Source organism: Streptomyces sp. NPDC000134 (assembly GCF_042899225.1).
Taxonomy (GTDB): Bacteria; Actinomycetota; Actinomycetes; order Streptomycetales; family Streptomycetaceae; genus Streptomyces.
Genome location: NZ_JBIAZN010000009.1, coordinates 141,145 through 157,061, shown reverse-complemented (window position 1 = coordinate 157,061; position 15,917 = coordinate 141,145). Strand labels below are relative to the sequence as shown.

Annotated in this window: 15 protein-coding genes; 14 read left to right on the top strand and 1 reads right to left on the bottom strand. The window is 72.3% G+C overall.

Features of this window, described 5'->3' with window-relative positions; genetic code table 11:
• Window positions 1-133: 133 nt before the first annotated feature.
• The 13 genes from asnB (at window position 134) to ACFY32_RS15575 (ending at window position 14,039) form a co-directional block, all read left to right on the top strand.
• The gene (gene asnB / locus ACFY32_RS15635; protein WP_390674458.1) at window positions 134-1,936 is read left to right on the top strand and encodes an asparagine synthase (glutamine-hydrolyzing); all 1,803 of its coding nucleotides are present in this window, start codon (window positions 134-136) and stop codon (window positions 1,934-1,936) included.
• Complete coding sequence (locus tag ACFY32_RS15630; RefSeq protein WP_359203585.1) at window positions 1,933-2,943, top strand: PrpF domain-containing protein; 1,011 nt, start codon at window positions 1,933-1,935, stop codon at window positions 2,941-2,943. Before asnB ends, ACFY32_RS15630 begins: the two co-directional genes overlap by 4 nt.
• Window positions 2,944-3,014: 71 nt before the next feature.
• Window positions 3,015-4,106 (top strand): acyl-CoA dehydrogenase family protein, encoded by a 1,092-nt coding sequence (locus ACFY32_RS15625; RefSeq protein WP_390674522.1) that lies wholly within the window; start codon window positions 3,015-3,017, stop codon window positions 4,104-4,106.
• Window positions 4,094-5,458, top strand: a complete 1,365-nt coding sequence (locus ACFY32_RS15620; protein ID WP_390674457.1) for a dihydroorotase family protein — start codon at window positions 4,094-4,096, stop codon at window positions 5,456-5,458. Before ACFY32_RS15625 ends, ACFY32_RS15620 begins: the two co-directional genes overlap by 13 nt.
• Window positions 5,455-6,735 carry an FAD-dependent monooxygenase gene (locus ACFY32_RS15615; RefSeq protein WP_390674456.1) on the top strand — a complete coding sequence of 427 codons (1,281 nt, stop codon included), beginning with the start codon at window positions 5,455-5,457 and terminating at the stop codon, window positions 6,733-6,735. The genes ACFY32_RS15620 and ACFY32_RS15615 overlap by 4 nt, the downstream gene beginning before the upstream one ends.
• Window positions 6,732-7,367 carry an NADPH-dependent FMN reductase gene (locus tag ACFY32_RS15610; RefSeq protein ID WP_390674455.1) on the top strand — a complete coding sequence of 212 codons (636 nt, stop codon included), beginning with the start codon at window positions 6,732-6,734 and terminating at the stop codon, window positions 7,365-7,367. Before ACFY32_RS15615 ends, ACFY32_RS15610 begins: the two co-directional genes overlap by 4 nt.
• Window positions 7,368-7,401: 34 nt before the next feature.
• Complete coding sequence (locus ACFY32_RS15605) at window positions 7,402-7,686, top strand: hypothetical protein (protein ID WP_390674454.1); 285 nt, start codon at window positions 7,402-7,404, stop codon at window positions 7,684-7,686.
• A 112-nt stretch (window positions 7,687-7,798) separates the two neighbouring features.
• Complete coding sequence (gene epsC, locus ACFY32_RS15600) at window positions 7,799-8,407, top strand: serine O-acetyltransferase EpsC (protein ID WP_390674453.1); 609 nt, start codon at window positions 7,799-7,801, stop codon at window positions 8,405-8,407.
• Window positions 8,408-8,445: 38 nt separating this feature from the next.
• Window positions 8,446-9,414 carry a cysteine synthase family protein gene (locus ACFY32_RS15595; protein ID WP_359203572.1) on the top strand — a complete coding sequence of 323 codons (969 nt, stop codon included), beginning with the start codon at window positions 8,446-8,448 and terminating at the stop codon, window positions 9,412-9,414.
• Window positions 9,415-9,484: 70 nt separating this feature from the next.
• Window positions 9,485-10,792 carry an ATP-grasp domain-containing protein gene (locus tag ACFY32_RS15590; RefSeq protein WP_359203569.1) on the top strand — a complete coding sequence of 436 codons (1,308 nt, stop codon included), beginning with the start codon at window positions 9,485-9,487 and terminating at the stop codon, window positions 10,790-10,792.
• Window positions 10,789-12,060, top strand: a complete 1,272-nt coding sequence (locus ACFY32_RS15585) for a hypothetical protein (protein ID WP_390674452.1) — start codon at window positions 10,789-10,791, stop codon at window positions 12,058-12,060. The genes ACFY32_RS15590 and ACFY32_RS15585 overlap by 4 nt, the downstream gene beginning before the upstream one ends.
• Window positions 12,057-13,319 carry an MFS transporter gene (locus ACFY32_RS15580; RefSeq protein ID WP_390674451.1) on the top strand — a complete coding sequence of 421 codons (1,263 nt, stop codon included), beginning with the start codon at window positions 12,057-12,059 and terminating at the stop codon, window positions 13,317-13,319. Before ACFY32_RS15585 ends, ACFY32_RS15580 begins: the two co-directional genes overlap by 4 nt.
• A 33-nt stretch (window positions 13,320-13,352) precedes the next feature.
• Entirely contained in the window at window positions 13,353-14,039 is a 687-nt protein-coding gene (locus tag ACFY32_RS15575) for a metalloregulator ArsR/SmtB family transcription factor (RefSeq protein ID WP_359203560.1), read from the top strand.
• A gap of 27 nt (window positions 14,040-14,066) precedes the next feature.
• On the opposite strand, the gene ACFY32_RS15570 is transcribed toward ACFY32_RS15575, so the two are convergent.
• Window positions 14,067-14,564: a hemerythrin domain-containing protein gene (locus ACFY32_RS15570; protein ID WP_359203557.1), complete on the bottom strand. Its 498-nt coding sequence runs from the start codon at window positions 14,562-14,564 to the stop codon at window positions 14,067-14,069.
• Between the two features lie 221 nt (window positions 14,565-14,785).
• Between ACFY32_RS15570 and ACFY32_RS15565 the strand changes: the two genes are divergently transcribed.
• Complete coding sequence (locus ACFY32_RS15565) at window positions 14,786-15,760, top strand: superoxide dismutase (protein ID WP_390674450.1); 975 nt, start codon at window positions 14,786-14,788, stop codon at window positions 15,758-15,760.
• Window positions 15,761-15,917: the final 157 nt, after the last annotated feature.

The window sequence follows — 15,917 nt, the reverse complement described above, 5'->3', positions numbered from 1 at the left end:
GGCGAGCCGGCGAGTGACGACAACGCGGCGGATGGGCGTGCCAGGGCCCGCGACGCCGGAGTGATCCAAACGACAGGGCCTGGCTCACCGGGACCGCCGTCGGCACGGCGGTCCCACGGGGAGGAAGAGCGGTATGTGCCGTATCTACGGCTATTTCAACTCCACTGTGTCACCGAACGAGATGAGGGGCGTCGGCGCGCTGCAGCGCCACGGCGGCCCCGACCACACGGGGACGGCACGGGCTCCCGGGTGGGGGCTGGGCAACAACAGGCTCGCGATCGTCGACCTCGACGGGGGCAGGCAGCCGTACCGGCTCGACGGGATCACCGTCGTGTTCAACGGCGAGATCTACAACCATGACGACGTGCGGGCGCATCTGACGCGGCGCGGGCACCACTTCGCCGACCGCTGCGACGGCGCGGTCATTCCCGCCCTGTACGCGGAGTACGGCGAGCGGTTCACCGATCTGCTCGACGGCATGTACGCGGTCGCCGTGCTGGACACGCGGGAGCGGCCGACGCTGCTGCTCGCCACCGACGAGTCGGGCATGAAGCCGCTGTACCACCGCTGGGACCCGGTGGCTCGGTCGCTGCACTTCTCGTCCGAGATCCCGGCCCTGCTGGGCTTCGAGGGGATCGGCACGTCGGAATGGGGTCCGGGGCTCGACGCGTATCTGGCGAGCAAGACGCCGTTCGGCGAGCAGACCATGTTCGAGCAGATCAAGGTGGTGCCGCCGGCCACCACGGTGCGGTGCGTGCTGGGCGAGACGCCGGTGACCACCCGCCGCCGGACCGACTCCGCACCGGCGCCGGCCGAGCCGGACAAGGCCGCCGACCTGGTGCGCGACAGCCTGCGTACGGAGGTCGGCAAGCTGCTGGTCGCCGATGTCCCGGTCGCGCTGATCACCTCGGGCGGGCTGGACTCCTCGCTGGTGACGGCGCTGGCCGCGGAGTACGGGCCGGTGCACTCGTTCAACATCGCCTACCGGGGGACCTGGCCGTTCGACGAGCGGCACTACGCGCGGCAGGCGGCCGAGCACGTCGGTGCCGTGTACCACCAGGTCGAGCTGGACCCGGCGACCCTGCCCGACCGGATCGAGGACGTGGTCTGGCACCTGGGCCAGCCCAACGCGGACCCGATCACCGTGAGCACCCACGCGCTGTTCGCCGCGGTGCGTGAGGCGGGGTTCAAGGTCGCGCTCACCGGGGACGCCGCGGACGAGGTGTTCGGCGGTTACGCCCGGATGCGGGCGGCGTTCGAGACCGCCGCGGCCGGCGGCGACTGGTACACGCCCTACCTCGACGCGCTGGCGGTCCTGCCGGCCGGCCGGCGGCAGGCGCTGTACACCGACGAGTACCGCGCGTCGGTCGAGGACGTCCCGCCGCTGCCCGCCGAGGCGCTCGCGCGGTTGCGGGAGGGCGAGGGCACCGTCCTGGAGCGGATCACCGAGTTCGAACTCGGGTACCGGCTGCCCGCCTATCACCTGCGCCGGGTCGACCATCTGAGCATGGCGCACTCCGTGGAGGCGCGGCTGCCGTTCTGCCAGCGCGGCGTCGTCGCCCTGGGCCGGGCGCTGTCCGACCCGCTGCGCATCGGTGACGGCCAGGTCAAGCGGACGCTGTACGGCGCGGCGGCCGGCCTCGTCCCGGACGGCGTGCACAGCAGGGTGAAACAGCCGTTCACCCTGCCCGTGACGGCCATGCTGGCGCCCGGCACCCCCTTGTGGGAGTTCGCCCGCGACGTCCTCACGCCGGGCCGGCTCCGTGCGGCCGGCCGGCTGGAACCGGCCGCCGTGGAAGCCCTGTTCGAGTCGCAGGCCGTACGGCCCGACGACACGACCGCGCTGACGCTGTGGGCGCTGATGACGTACGAGGTGTGGCAGGACCAGTTCCGGGGGGCGACGAGACCGGCCGGTGTCGTCGCGAGCGCGGCATGATCGCGCATCTCGCCTACGCGGCGGGCAGCCCCTGCCCCACACTCGTCCTGGACGCCGACACGGTCCCGCCGGGCGGCACGCCGCTGACGGACCGTCTGGCCGACGCGCGGCGCTCCCTGCAAGCGGCCGGGCATGCGCATGTGCTCAAGATCGCGCTGGTGCGGCCGTCCCCGCACCCGATGTTCGACCTCGACTACCGGTTCGTGCAGGCGCTGCCGGACGCGGTGGACTCGTTCGACCTGCGCGGGTCGTGCGGGCACTCGATCCTGTCCTCGGCCGTCGCCGCCGAGCGGATGGGCATGCTCCCCAAGCTGTCCGTCGGCGCCCGGGTGCGCGTGCAGGTCCTCAACAACGGGGACAGCGTGGTGTGCGAGGTCGACGAGGTGCGGCGCGGCGAGGCGCAGTTCACGGTGCACTTCGTGCGCACCACCGCCGTACCGGTGCACGGGCTGCTGATCACCGGCGAGCCGCGCACCGCGGTGGCCGTCGACGGCGAGCTGCGCGAGGTGTCGCTGGTGTCGTCGGGCAACGCCTACGCGTTCCTCGACGCCCGCACGATCGGCGTCAAGGACACCGAGGCCCTGTTCGCCGACGACGCCGCGCTCTTCGAGCGGCTCGGCCGCATCCGGGCCGCGGTGACCAGGCATCTGGGCTGGCCGGAGGGCGGCGCGTTCCCCAAGATCGCCGCCCTGCTGCCGCTGGAGCCGGGGCGGATCGCCGCCCGCGCCATCTCCGTGCCGTCCTGGCATCCGACCATCGCGCTGACCGGCGCGGTGTGCCTCGGCTCCGCCGTCCGGATTCCCGACACGGTGCCGTGGCGGGTGGCGCGGGAGGTGGGCTGCCCGGACGGGCTGGAGATCGTCACCCCGGGGGGCCGCACCGCGGTCGCGGCGGACGTCCGGGACCTGGACGGGGTGCCCGCCCTGCGCTGGGCCTCCGTGGACCGTAAACGGGTGACCTTCCAGGGGTCTTTCCCGCTGGAACCGTCGGCATCAGCCGCGTTGTGAGGAGTGCGCCGAAATTGGCTGGCATCGTCAATGACATCCGTACGCACACAGACGGACGGACCGATATCGATCTGGACCCCCGGCTGGCCCGGACCTTCCGCGAGGCGGCGATCACCAGTGCCGTCTCCGGACGGCCCGACCCCGGGGCCCTGGCCGCGCTGCGCGCCTCCGGTCTGCTCGCCACCGCGGTCCCCCGTGAGTACGGCGGGGCCGGCGGCGACGCGTCCGACGTGAACCGGGTCGTGGAGCGACTGGCCGGGCTGAACGCGTCCCTGGCCATCATGGCCTTCCAGCACTTCGCGGTGAGTTCCCGGATCGCCGAGTGGGGCACGGAGGAACAGAAGGGGAAGCTGCTGCCCGCGCTGGCGGACGGCAGTTGTCTGGCCGCCTCCGCGTGGAGCGAGCAGGGGGCCGGCGCGGCCAAGCGCAACGTCAGCAGTACGGCGGTGCGCGGGGCGGACGGGACCTGGGTGCTCGACGGGGCGAAGTCCTTCACCACCACCGCGTCGGTCGCCGACCTGTATCTCGTCCTGGTGCGGACCGGGCCGCCGCAGGACGACCCGGGCAGCGGCTACGGCACGAGCGGTCAGACGTTCTTCCTGGTCGACGCGTGCAATCCCGGGCTGGTCCCGGACCTGAGCCTGGATCTCGTCGGCATGCGCGGCTCGGCCACCGGGTTCGTCACGATGCGCGAGTGCGTCGTCGGCGACACGGACCGGCTCGGCCCCGAGGGCCACGCGGCCCGGATCATCGCCGGGGTGCGGGAGTCGGGGGCGACGCTGGGCGCGGTAGCCGTGGGCGTCGCGCAGGCCGCGTTCGAGCTGCTGGTGGCACACCAGCGCAAGCGGGGCGGGCTGGCCTCACCCGTCGTACGGGACCGGCTGGTGCCGCTGGCGACGAGGGTGGAGTCGGCACGCGCGATGGTCGAACGGGCCGGCGCCCGTTCCTCCTCCGACCCCGGCATGACCACGCTGCACAGCAAGCTGCACGCGTCCGAGGCCGCCGAGACGGTCTGTCTGGAGGCGGCCCGGATGCTCGGTTCGGCCGGGTACACGGTCGCGTCCGAGCTGAACCGGCTGCTCGCCGATGCCCGTGCCGTGGCCCTGATGGGACCGACCAACGACCTCTGCCGAGAGCTGGTGGCTTCGACATGGCCGAACTGACCACGGCGGACCTCGCGGTCACCGCCGGGAAACTGGTGACCCCCGCGGGCGTGCGCGCGGGCACCGTACTGATCGCGGACGGGCGGATCACCGCCGTACAGGATGCCGGGACCGCGCCGCCGCCCGGCGTGCCGGTCCTCGACGCCGGGGACGCCTACGTCCTGCCGGGCCTGATCGACTCCCACGTCCACTTCCGTACCCCGGGGCTGACGCACAAGGAGGACTGGGAGCACGGCAGCCGGGCCGCGGTGGTGGGCGGGGTCACCACGGTGATGGACATGCCGAACACGGTGCCGCCCACCCTGACCCCGGACGACGTGGCGGCCAAGGCCGAGCTGGTGCGCGGTCACTCCCTGGTCGACCACCGGTTCCACATCGGCGCCGACCCGGAGCGGCCCGAGGCGCTCGCCGAACTCGACCCCGCCGTCGCCACCAGCGCGAAGATCTTCATGGCGGGGCACCACACGGCACCGACCGTGTTCCGTGACCCGGCCCGGCTGGAGAAGGCGTTCATCGCCGCGGCCGAGGGCGGTGTGCAGGTGGTGCTGCACGCCGAGGACGGCGAGCTGTTCGCACTGCTCGACCAGTGGTGGGGCGCGCCGGACAGCTATCTGGACTACGAGGCACGCCGGCCGCGCACCGGGGGCATCGCCGCGGTGGCCAGGGTGCTCGAACTCGTCCGCCGCCACGGCACCAAGGCGCACATCCTGCATCTCTCCAGCCACGAGGAGGCGGACCTGGTGAGCGCCGCCCGCGCCGCCGGGCTGCCGGTGTCGTTCGAGGTGACGGGGCACCACCTGTCGTTCACCGACACCGACACCCGGCGCCTGGGCGCCCGGACCAGGCTGTCGCCGTCGATCCGCGCCCAGCGCGACCAGGACCGGCTGTGGCAGGCGCTGGTGGCGGGCGAGGCGGACACGATCGGCAGCGACCACGCGCCGCACACGGTCGAGGAGAAGACCCGGAGCGTCCAGGACTCGCCGCCGGGCCTGCCCGGGGTCCAGGAACTCGCGGTCGCGGTGTGGACGGGGATGCGCCGGCGGCGGCCCGAGGAGCATCCCGACATCGCCGTGACCCGTCTGGTGCGCCATCTCTCCGAGCGGCCCGCCGAGCTGTTCGGTCTGCCCGGCAAGGGCCGGATCGCCCCCGGCGCCGACGCCGACCTCGTGTTCTTCGCCCCCGACGACACCTGGATGCTGTCGGCGCACGACGTACGGGCCAAGTGCGGCTGGTCGGCGTACGAGGGCTGGACGATGACCGGCCGGGTCAGCAGGACGATCCGGCGCGGAGAGACCGTCTGGGACGCGGAGAGCGGGACGTTCGGCTCGTACGAGGGCAGGTGGGTCCGATGACCGGCGCGGGTACCGTCGTGATCGCGGGCGGCGGCATCGGCGGTCTCGCGGCGGCGGCGGCGCTGGCGCACTCCGGGCTCGCGGTCACCGTGGTCGAACGGGCCTCGCGCATCGAGGACGTCGGCGCCGGACTGATGCTCTACCAGAACGGCATCGCCGCCGCCGACGCCATCAGCGGCCGGCTGGGCCAGGGCATCCGGGCGGCCGGACATGTGGTGGGTCCCGACGACGTACGGGTCCTCATGGACTCCGCCGGCCAGGTGCTGGCCAGGGAGCCGATCGGCGAGGTGGGTCGGCGCCTCGGCCTGCCCCAGGTCCCCATCCTGCGTACGGCGCTGCAGAACGTGCTGTTCGAGGAGGCGGTCGCGGCGGGCGCGGAGATACGCCTGGGCACGGCCGTCAGGGGGTACGACCAGGACGGCGCCGGCGTGACGGTGTCCCTGTCGGACGGCTCCGCCCTGGACGCCGGGGTGCTGGTGGCCGCCGACGGCCTCAACTCCGTCGTCCGCGCGGCCCTGCTGGGGGACGGCCCGCCGCGGTACCTGGGATACACCTCGGTACGGGGCCGGGTCGTGGACAGCGACCTGCACCCCATGTCGTTCGTCGTCAACGGCCTCGGCGTGCAGATCTTCGTGGCACCGGCCGACGGGCGCACCCTGTACTGGACCGCGAAGATCACCGCCCCGCGGGGCGCCTGGCCCGCCATGGGACAGGCGGCCGCGCTGTCGGCACTGGCCGACCGGCTCGCCGACTGGCACGAGCCGGTCGTCCGGATGATCCGGGACACGTCCGTGACCGACGTCCTGGTGACCGACATCCACGACCGGGACCCGGTCGCACGCTGGGTCGACGGCCGGGTGGCCCTCCTCGGCGACGCCGCGCACCCGATGGCGCCGGCGATGGGGCAGGGCGCGAACACGGCACTGGAGGACGCCGTGGTGCTGGCGCGGGCGCTGCGCTCGGCCGCCGACCCGGGTGAGGCGCTGCTGCGCTACCAGTCCCAGCGGGTCGAGCGGGCCGCGGCGATCGTGCTGCACTCGCGCCGGCAGGGCGCGGTCGACCAGGGGGCGAGCCGGGAGGAGGCGGAGTCCCGGGACAGCGTCATGCGGTCCAGGGGGCGCAAGGACGAGGCGACGTTCGATGTCGTCGACTGGCGGCCGGACGGCGGCGGACACGCGGCGGCGGACGCCGGGGACGAAGCCGTTTCCCGCCCCCCTGCGGACGCCCGGGACATCGCCCTGGTCCACGGCGCGGCTCGTGGCGAGGTCCGCCCATGACATCGACGGAGGTTCCCGCAGCAGTGGACATACCGAGCATCGTGCTGATCAGCGGCTCGCTCAGAGTGGGTTCCACCTCGGACCGGGTGGCGCACTGGTGTGCCCGGCGCTGCGTGCAACAGGGCGCCGACGCCCGGGTGTTCACCGGGTCCGAGCTGCAGTTCCCCTTCTACCGGCCCGGTCTGTCCGGGACGGACGAGGCGATCGGCGAGTTCGTCCGGGCACTTGAGCGCGCGGACGGTGTCGTCCTCGTCTCCCCCACCTATCACGGCACCGTCTCCGGGCTGCTCAAGAACGCCCTGGACTACGTGAACGACATCGTCGCGCCCCGGATGTTCCTGGAGGGCGTGCCCGTGGGGTGCGTGGCGGTCGGGGCCGGCCCGCAGGGCATGGCGTCCACCCTGACGACCCTGCGCACGGTCAGTCACGCCCTGCGTGCCTGGCCGACCCCGCTGGGCGTGACCGCCCGCGTCTGGGAGGACGACCCCGGCCCGGCGGCGGTGGACGCCCTGCCGCCCGAACAGCGGCAGTGCCGCGAGCAGATGGCCGTCATGCTCACCCAGGTCCTTTCCATGGCGTCCGTGAACGCCGCCGACGCGGCCGAGCGGCGCCTGGCGCCCAGCCGTGGCTGACGGTCAGCACACACCAACCAACAGGAGGAATCCCATGTCCGAGCAGCAGACCACCCCCGCCTTCACGGCCGGCCCCATCTGGCGGGACGCCAACGTCCGCTCCGGCCCCTCGCTGAACAGCCCCATCCTCCAGCTCCTGCTGCCGGACGACGGCGTGAGCTACGAGGCGGTCGGCTGGGCGCGCGGCGACGAGGTCATCGAGGGGACGATCATCAGCGACATCTGGCTGCTGCTCTCCCCCGGCCTCTGGTGCAGTGCCGTCAACTTCGACCAGGACACGATGGCCGGCATCCCCGCGGACGCGGAACTGGCCGACTGATGCACTCCGTTGACACAGACCGCTTGCCAACCCGGGTCGTCGCTCGTACTCTGTCGCTGGCTAATATTCTAAAGATCAGCGGAATTACAGATTTCAACCGGGGGTGGGGGCGGTGAGCCGGTCACGCACGCTGCTGCGGACGCTCGGCGAGGATCTGCGGACCGTCATCGAGCGGGACCCGTCGGTGCGCAGTCGCACGGAGGCCGTGCTGCACCCCGCGCTGCCCGCGCTGTGGAGCCACCGGATCGCCCACAAGCTGCACCGGCGCGGACTGCGCGTGCCCGCGCGGGCGTTGATGGGTGCCGTCCGCGCGGTCACCGGCGTGGAGATCCACCCGGGTGCCGAACTCGGCCGCCGCGTCTTCATCGACCACGGCGCGGCCGTGGTCATCGGCGAGACCGCGCGGGTCGGCGACGACGTGACGATCTATCACCAGGTGACCCTGGGCGCGGTCGGCTGGTGGCACGACAACGCCCGGTCCGAGGGCGAGCGACGCCACCCGGTCGTCGGGGACGGCGTGGTGCTGGGCACCGGCGCGACGGTGCTGGGGCCGGTGACCGTGGGGGCCGGCGCGATCGTCGGCGCCCAGGCGCTGGTCGTCAAGGACCTGCCGGAGAAGGCACGCGCCCTGGCCCCGGCCGCGACGGTCGCGCCGCGCCGCGACTCCCCCCAGTACGCCATCGAACTGCTGCGGCACACGGCCTCGGCGGGTTCCTGGTGACCGGGTCCGCAGGAACCGAGCGATCGGAGGAGAACGCCATGCCCCAGTCACCGTCGCAGGTGCTGCCCGGTGCCCGGCCCCGCATCGCGGGCGACATCGGGGAGTTGATCGGCCACACGCCGCTGCTGCGTATCCCCGTCCCTGACGCGCCGGACGCCGCGCGGGTCCTGGCGAAGCTGGAGTCGGCCAACCCGCTGGCCAGCGTCAAGGACCGCGCCGCCCGGTGGATGCTGGACTCCGCCGCGGCGACGGGGCAGTTGGCGCCCGGCGGCACCGTCATCGAGTCGACGTCCGGCAACACCGGCATCGCCCTGGCCGCGCTGTCCGCGGCCCGCGGCTACCGCTGTGTGATCGTGCTGCCGGACAGCGCGACCAGCGAACGGATCGGGCTGCTGCGGGCGCTGGGCGCCGAGGTGGTGCTCACCCCGCACGAACTGCGCTTCCAGGGCGCCATCGACCGGGCCGAGGAGATCCACCGGACCACCCCGGGCTCCTGGTACGCCCGTCAGCACGAGAACGACGACAACGTCCGCGCCCACCGCGAGACCACCGGCCCGGAGATCTGGGCCGACACCGAGGGCCAGGTCGACCTGCTGGTGTGCGGCATCGGCACCGGCGGCACGCTCTGCGGCACGGCCGGCTTCCTCAAGGAGCGCAATCCGCTGCTCAGGTCCGTCGCCGTGGAGCCGGAGAGTTCGCCGGTGCTGTCCAAGGGGTACGCCGGTACGCATGCCATCCCCGGGCTGACCGGCGGCTTCGTCGCCCCCACCACCGATCTCGACCTGATCGACGAGGTGCTGACGGTCACCGACGACGAGGCGATGGACACCGCCCGCTGGCTCGCCCGCGGCCTCGGGGTGCTCGCCGGTGTCTCCTCCGGCGCCGCGGTGCACGCCGCGCACCGCCTCGCCCGGCTCCCCGAGAACAAGGGCCGGACCATCGTCACGATCCTGCCCGACACGGGCGAGCGCTACCTCAGCGTCTGGGCCCCGGGCACGGACGGGTGAACCACCACCCGCACCCGCCGCTGCCCTGATCACCCCTGCCGCGCATCACCGACCGGAAAGGAACGGCCGCTTGAACCAGGACACCACGCTGCTGCTCGTAGGAGCCAACGACGAGACCGTGCAGAAGGCGAAGCGACTCGGCCTGCGCGTCCTGCTGTTGCAGCACCCCAGCAAGCTCAGCGCCGAACAGGAGCGACTCGCGGATGTCGTCCGGGTCCTCGACTACACCGAGTGGGGCGAGGTGGAACCGGCCGCCAGGGAGCTGCGGCAGTCACCCGGGTTCGCGGCCGCCCTGTCGATCACCGAGGCGGGGCTGGAGAACGCGGGGCGGATCAACGACCTGTTCGGCCTCGGCGGCACCGGCTACGAGGTGGCCCGGCGCATCCGCGACAAGGCGGCGATGCGCCGGCACCTGGCCGAGCGGGACCCGGCGGCGGTCGGCGCGGCCCCGCTCACCACGCGCGAGGACCTCGACGCCTTCGCGGCCCGCTACGGCTACCCGTTCATCGTGAAGCCGGCCGACGGCACCGCGAGCCTCGGTGTGTTCCGCATCGCCGACGCCGCCGACGCCGACCGGGTGTGGGCCGAGGTGGAGCGGCTGCGCGGCACCCGTACGGACCGGGTGTCGACACTGTTCGTGCTGCGGGACTTCCTGATGGAGGAGTACGTCGACGGGCCCGAGTTCAGCGTCGAGTCGTTCAGCTTCGCCGGGCGGCACGTCATCGTGGCGATCACCGAGAAGTTCGTCGACCCCGACGGCTTCGCCGAGCTGGGGCATGCCGTGCCGGCCCGCGTGGACGCGGCCGTGGCCGACGCGATACGGGCCCGGGTGCGCGGGTTCCTGGATCTGATCGGCATCCGGGACGGCGTCTGCCACACCGAGGTGCGGGTCGGTGCGCGCGGGCCCGCGATCATCGAGAGCCACAACCGCGTCGCCGGTGACGCCATCACCGACCTGGTGGCGGGGGCGTACGGCATCGACCTGGTCAGCTATGCCCTCGGCTGGCCGTTCGGGCTGGTGCCGGAGCTGCCGGACGTCCCCGAGGCCAAGGGCGGGGCGAGCACCCGGTTCCTGGTCGGCGACCCGGGGCGGGTCGCCTCGGTGGCCGGGGTCGAGGAGGCGCTGGCCGAGCCGGACGTCCTCGTCGTACGGCTGAGTGTCAAGCCGGGTGACGAGGTGCGGGCCCTGCACGACAACTGGGACCGGCTGGGTCTGGTGGCCGTCACGGGGCCGGACGCCACGGCCGCGATACGGCGGGGCGCGGAGCTGATCCGGGACACCGTCGAGATCAGGATCGACGATGCCGACGGCAACAGCAGCCGCGGCCGGGTCGCCGAGGTCGAGCACCTCGCGCCCGTCAGGGAGAGTGCGGCATGAGCGTACTGATTCTGCACCGCAACCCGTTCGAGCCGTTCCCGTTCGGGCGCTGGCTGCACGACTACCCGGGTGAGATCGTGGTGCTGGCCTCCCGGGACAAGCTGGCGCCGTTCGGTGAGGAAGTGCCGACCGGGAACCACGGCTTCACGCATCTGGAGATGCTGGACGACTTCGAGGACGAGGGCCTGGTGCGGGCGCGGGCCCTGAAGCTCGCGGACGAGTTCGGCGCCCGGCATGTCGTCGCGAACCACGAGGGCGACATCATCCTGGCGGCCTGGCTGCGCGAGTGCCTCGGGCTGGACGGCGCCTGGACCGCGGACGTGCAGCCCTTCCGGGACAAGGCGCTGATGAAGGAGCACCTGGAGCAGGCGGGCATCGACATCGCCCCCTACATGGTGCCGCAGAACATCTCGGAGGTCCTCGCCTTCGCCGAGGAGCACGGGTTCCCGCTGGTGCTGAAGGACCGGGCCGGCTACAACGCGATCGGCCTGCGCATCCTGCGCGACCGGGACGAACTGCTGCGGGCCGCCGCGGAGGCCTTCGGCGGTGCGCCGCGCGACGACCTGATCCTGGAGTCGTACGTGCCGGGCCGGATGTGCCATGTCGACGGTATCGTGCGCGACGGCCGCACCGCGGTGGCCTGGCCCTCCCAGTACCAGTACGACCTCGCCTCCTACGGCTCCGACCCGGGCGCCCGGGTCGACCTCACCCTCGACCCGGACGACCCGCTGACGGGGCGGCTGCTGTCGCTGACCAACCGGGCGCTGGCCGCGCTGCGGCTGCCCGACGGCAGAATGCAGGCGCACGGCTTCCACGCGGAGATCTTCCACACGCCGGACGACCGGCTCGTGGTGTGCGAGATCGCGTGCCGGCCGGGCGGCGCGAAGGTCCGTGAGGTCTTCCACACCATGTTCGGCTTCAATCTCGGCGAGTACGCGACCAGGGCGAGCCTCGGGCTGCCGCTGCCGCTGCTCGAACCGGCTCTGCACGACGGGGCCCGGCCGCTGCCGCGGTCCATGTCGGGGCAGGTGCTGATGATGAAGCGGCCGGGCCGTATCCGTTCCCTGCCGGCCGTGCCCGCCGACCCCTGGGTGGAGCGCTTCTGGCTCTACGGCCAGGTGGGGCAGGTCATTCCCCCCGCCTCGGGCTCGTCGGACTTCCTCACCTGTGCCGTCGCGTCGGCGCCGACGCGGGCGGAGTGCGAGCGCCGGCTGCGGGAGCTGGGCGCGCGCTTCGAGGCCCAGACCGAGATTGCGGCGACGCCGTGAAGCGCCTGTCCGTGCAGGCCCGCTACATGCTCGGCATGGTGGTCGACGCGACCGGCAGCGGCATGTACCTGCCGCTGTCGCTGCTGTACTTCCACCACATCACCGGGCTGCCGGTCACCCAGGTCGGCGCGATCATGACGACCGCCGCGCTGCTGGGGCTGGCGGGCAATCCGGTCACCGGCGTCCTCATCGACCGCTACGGCGCCCGCACCGTCGTGGTCGGCGGCTACGTGCTGCGCGCGGCGGGCTTCGCGGCCTATCCGCTGGCGGACTCGGCGGTCGCGATGTTCGCCGTGGTGGCCGTGGTCGCCTTCGGCGATGTCTCGTTCTCGCCGTCGATCCAGTCGTTCGTGGCGGAGATCGTGCGGGGCAGCGCCCGCGACAAGCTGCTCGCGGCCCAGCGCAGCCTGCGCAACGCGGGGCTCGGCGCGGGCGGTCTGATCGCGGGCGCCGCGCTCGCGCTGGGCGACGGCACCGCCTTCCAGGTGATCGTCGTCGGCACCGCCGTGGCCTATCTGGCCGCCGCCGCGCTGATCCGCTCGATCCCGCTGCCCCCCGAGCCGGAGGGGCCGCCGCCCGCCCGCACCAAGCGCGGCTACCGGCTGGTCGCGCGCAACCGCCCGTTCCTGGCGCTGACGCTGCTGAACGTGCCGACGGCGTTCGGGTACATGGTGCTGTCGGTCAGCCTGCCGGTGTACATCACCCAGGAGCTGGACGCGTCGGACTCGCTGGTCGGCGTCCTGTACGCCACCAACACGGTGGGGATCGCGCTGCTGCAGATCCCGGTGACCCGGCTGCTCACCCGCTACCGGCGCACCCGGGCCGCCGCGCTCGGCGGCGGCGTGTTCGGCGTGGCGTTCCTGTCGTTCGCCGCGCTGGGGCTGATCTCGGCCCGGACCCCGGTCCTCATCGGGGTCTTCGCCGCCACCCTGCTCTTCACGCTGGGCGAGCTGCTGCACGGGGCGACCGCGTCGGCGCTGGTGGCCAGTACGGCACCGGAGGCCACCCGGGGCCGTCATCTGGCGGTCTACCAGTTGTCCTGGGCGATCCCGACCGCGCTGGCCCCCGCCGTACTGACCGGGCTGCTCCAGTTGTCCCCGACCGGCATGTGGCTGCTGCTCGCGGCGGGCGTGGCCGGTTCGGCGCTGGCCCTGGTCCGTCTCGAACCGAAGCTGCCGGCGCAGGCGGTGCGGGCCGAGGCGGCGGCCGAGCCGACCGTGGTCAAGGAGGAGGCGGGGCCCCGGGCCCCGCAGTCGTGACGGGTTCCGGCCACGGGAAGCGAGAATGGGCCCATGGGAGAGTTCATCGAAGCCGAGGTCTACTCGCAGCTTGCCCGGATCGGGAAGGCCCTGTCGAATCCGGTACGGCTGCGGCTGCTGGACCTGCTGGAGCGGGGCGAGAGCGATGTGGAGGGCCTCGTCACCGCCTCCGGCGTGGGCCTGAAGAACACCTCGGCCCAGCTCCAGCAGTTGCGCGCCGCCAACCTGGTGACCACCCGGCGGCAGGGCACCCGGATCTTCTACCGGCTGGCCGGCCCCGAGGTGTCACGGCTCCTGGGCACCCTGCAGTCCTGCGCGGAACTGCGGCTGGCGGATCTGCGCCTCGCCATCGACGATCTGCTGGGCAACGCCGATGAGCTGAAACCGGTGACGGCGGACGAACTGCGGGCGCACATCGACGATCCGCGGATCATGGTGGTCGATGTGCGCTCGGCGGCGGAGTACGCGCGGGGCCATGTGCCCGGCGCGATCTCGCTGCCCGCGGCGGAGCTGAGAGAGAAGATCGACGGCTTCCCCCGGGACGTGGAGGTCATCGCCTACTGCCAGGGCCCCTACTGCGTCCTCTCCCCCGACCTGGTCCGCCTGCTGCGCGAGCACGAGATCCCGGCCCGGCCGCTGGAGGGCGGGCTGATCAGGTGGCAGCGCGAGGGCGGGGCGCTGGAAACGGACGAGGAGTCCGCGGACACAGCCGCCTCCTGATCCACCTTCCGGCGCACCACCGGTGCGTCATCCGGCCTTGTCGTCGGTGAGCAGGAACGCCGGTTTGGTGCGGTCCCAACTCGGCACGTTCAGCTCGTTCAGGGCCGAGACGATCCGCTTTTCCTCGTAGGTGAAGTGCGTCTCGATCAGCGCGGCGAGACTGTCCAACTCGCGCTGGAATTCGATGGGGTCCGTCTCCCGGTCCAGTTCGCGGACGAGCGTCTCCAGACGTTGCAGGGAGTCGTCCACGAGCTGGTGGTCGCGCCGCAATTCGTCCAGCACCGGGCCCAGTTCCGGGAACTGTTCGGCGACCTTGACGAAGGCGAAATCGTTTTCACCGTTGTGGTGCCGGTCCAATGCCGAGCAGAAGGTCAGGCAGTGGGTGCGCAACTCGCGCACACGGGTGCCGCCGGCGAGATAGGCGTCGACGTCCTGGCGCAGCGCGGCCAGCTCCTCGCGGAGCCAGAGGTGTACTTCGATCAACTGGTTGCCGAACGCGGTCAGGCGTCCGTGGGACTTAACCAAGGTTGTTCCATAAGCTTCGACGCCTCCATGCCCTCGGCGGTCTCTTCACCGGGTGCACGCGACGCTGATCCAAGGTCCTATCAACGGCGCAAACGGTCTGTCAATCGCCATGGCCAGAAATAGACGTCGGCCCGCAGCCGTCCTAACCGACTTGAGTCATTCTCCGGTGCGCCCTGTGAGCCTCCCATCCGACACCGACAACGTCACTGACGGGGGCTGGCATGCGGCACACGGCACTCACTCGGCGGGGATTCCTCGGGCTCGGCGCGGCCCTGGGCGGCGCCGCCGCGCTCGGCACCGCGGGCGGCACCGCGCGGGCGGCGGGGCCCCGGCGGGACACGTGGCCGACCACGCTGCACCTGCCGAACGGTTTCCATCCGGCCGGTATCGGCCTGGGCCGCGCCCCGTACGCGTACTTCGGGTCCCTGCTCAATGGCGCGATCTATCGGGTGAGCCTGGCGACCGGTGAGGGCAAGGTCCTCAACCCGGGCCCGGGAGAAGGCCACAACGCCGTTGGACTGCAGGTGGACCGGCATGGGCGGCTGTTCGTCGCGGGCGGCTGGGGGCGGGTCGTCACCGTCATGGACGCCGCGACCGGCGCGGTGCTGAGGACCTACCGGGTGGGCACCACCGGCACCGCGGTCGACCACGTGGTCGTCACGGCGCGGGCGGCGTGGTTCACCGACGCCTTCAACGGGCTGCTGTTCGGGGTGCCGTTCGGGCCGCGCGGCGAGCTGCCGGCGCAGGACGGGATCATCACGCTGCCGCTGTCCGGCGACTGGGTCCAGGGCACGCCGGAGCAGATCACGGCCACCGGCATTTCGGAGACACCGGACAAGAGGGCCCTACTCGTCGTCAATGCCTCCGCCCACGGCGGCACGCTTTTCCGCGTCGACCCGGCCGACGGAAAAGCCCGCCGCGTCGACCTCGGCGGGCTGAAGCTGCCGACCACCAACGGAATCGCCGTGCGGGGACGCATGCTGTACGCGCCCCGCCAGTACGACCTCGCGGTCCTTCGCATGGATCGCGCCGGCGAGAGCGGCAGGCTGGTGCAAGAGGTCACCGACCCCCGGTTCGACGCGCCGTGCGCGGTCGGGGTTTACGGCAACCGATTGTACCTGCCGAACTCACAATTCCCCCTGAATCCGACACCGGATACGAGATACACCGCTGTCGCCATACCGGTTCCCGAGTAACAGAATAGCCCTGCTCGAATCTGACTAGAGGCTGCACGTCACCAATCGGTGTGATCCTGGTCACAGTCTATTGGAGCACCCCTCGGGTACGATCCCGGATCGGGGATCGATTCGATTTCCAAAATATGGCCGGGTGATTTCAACGGTAATTCCTGAC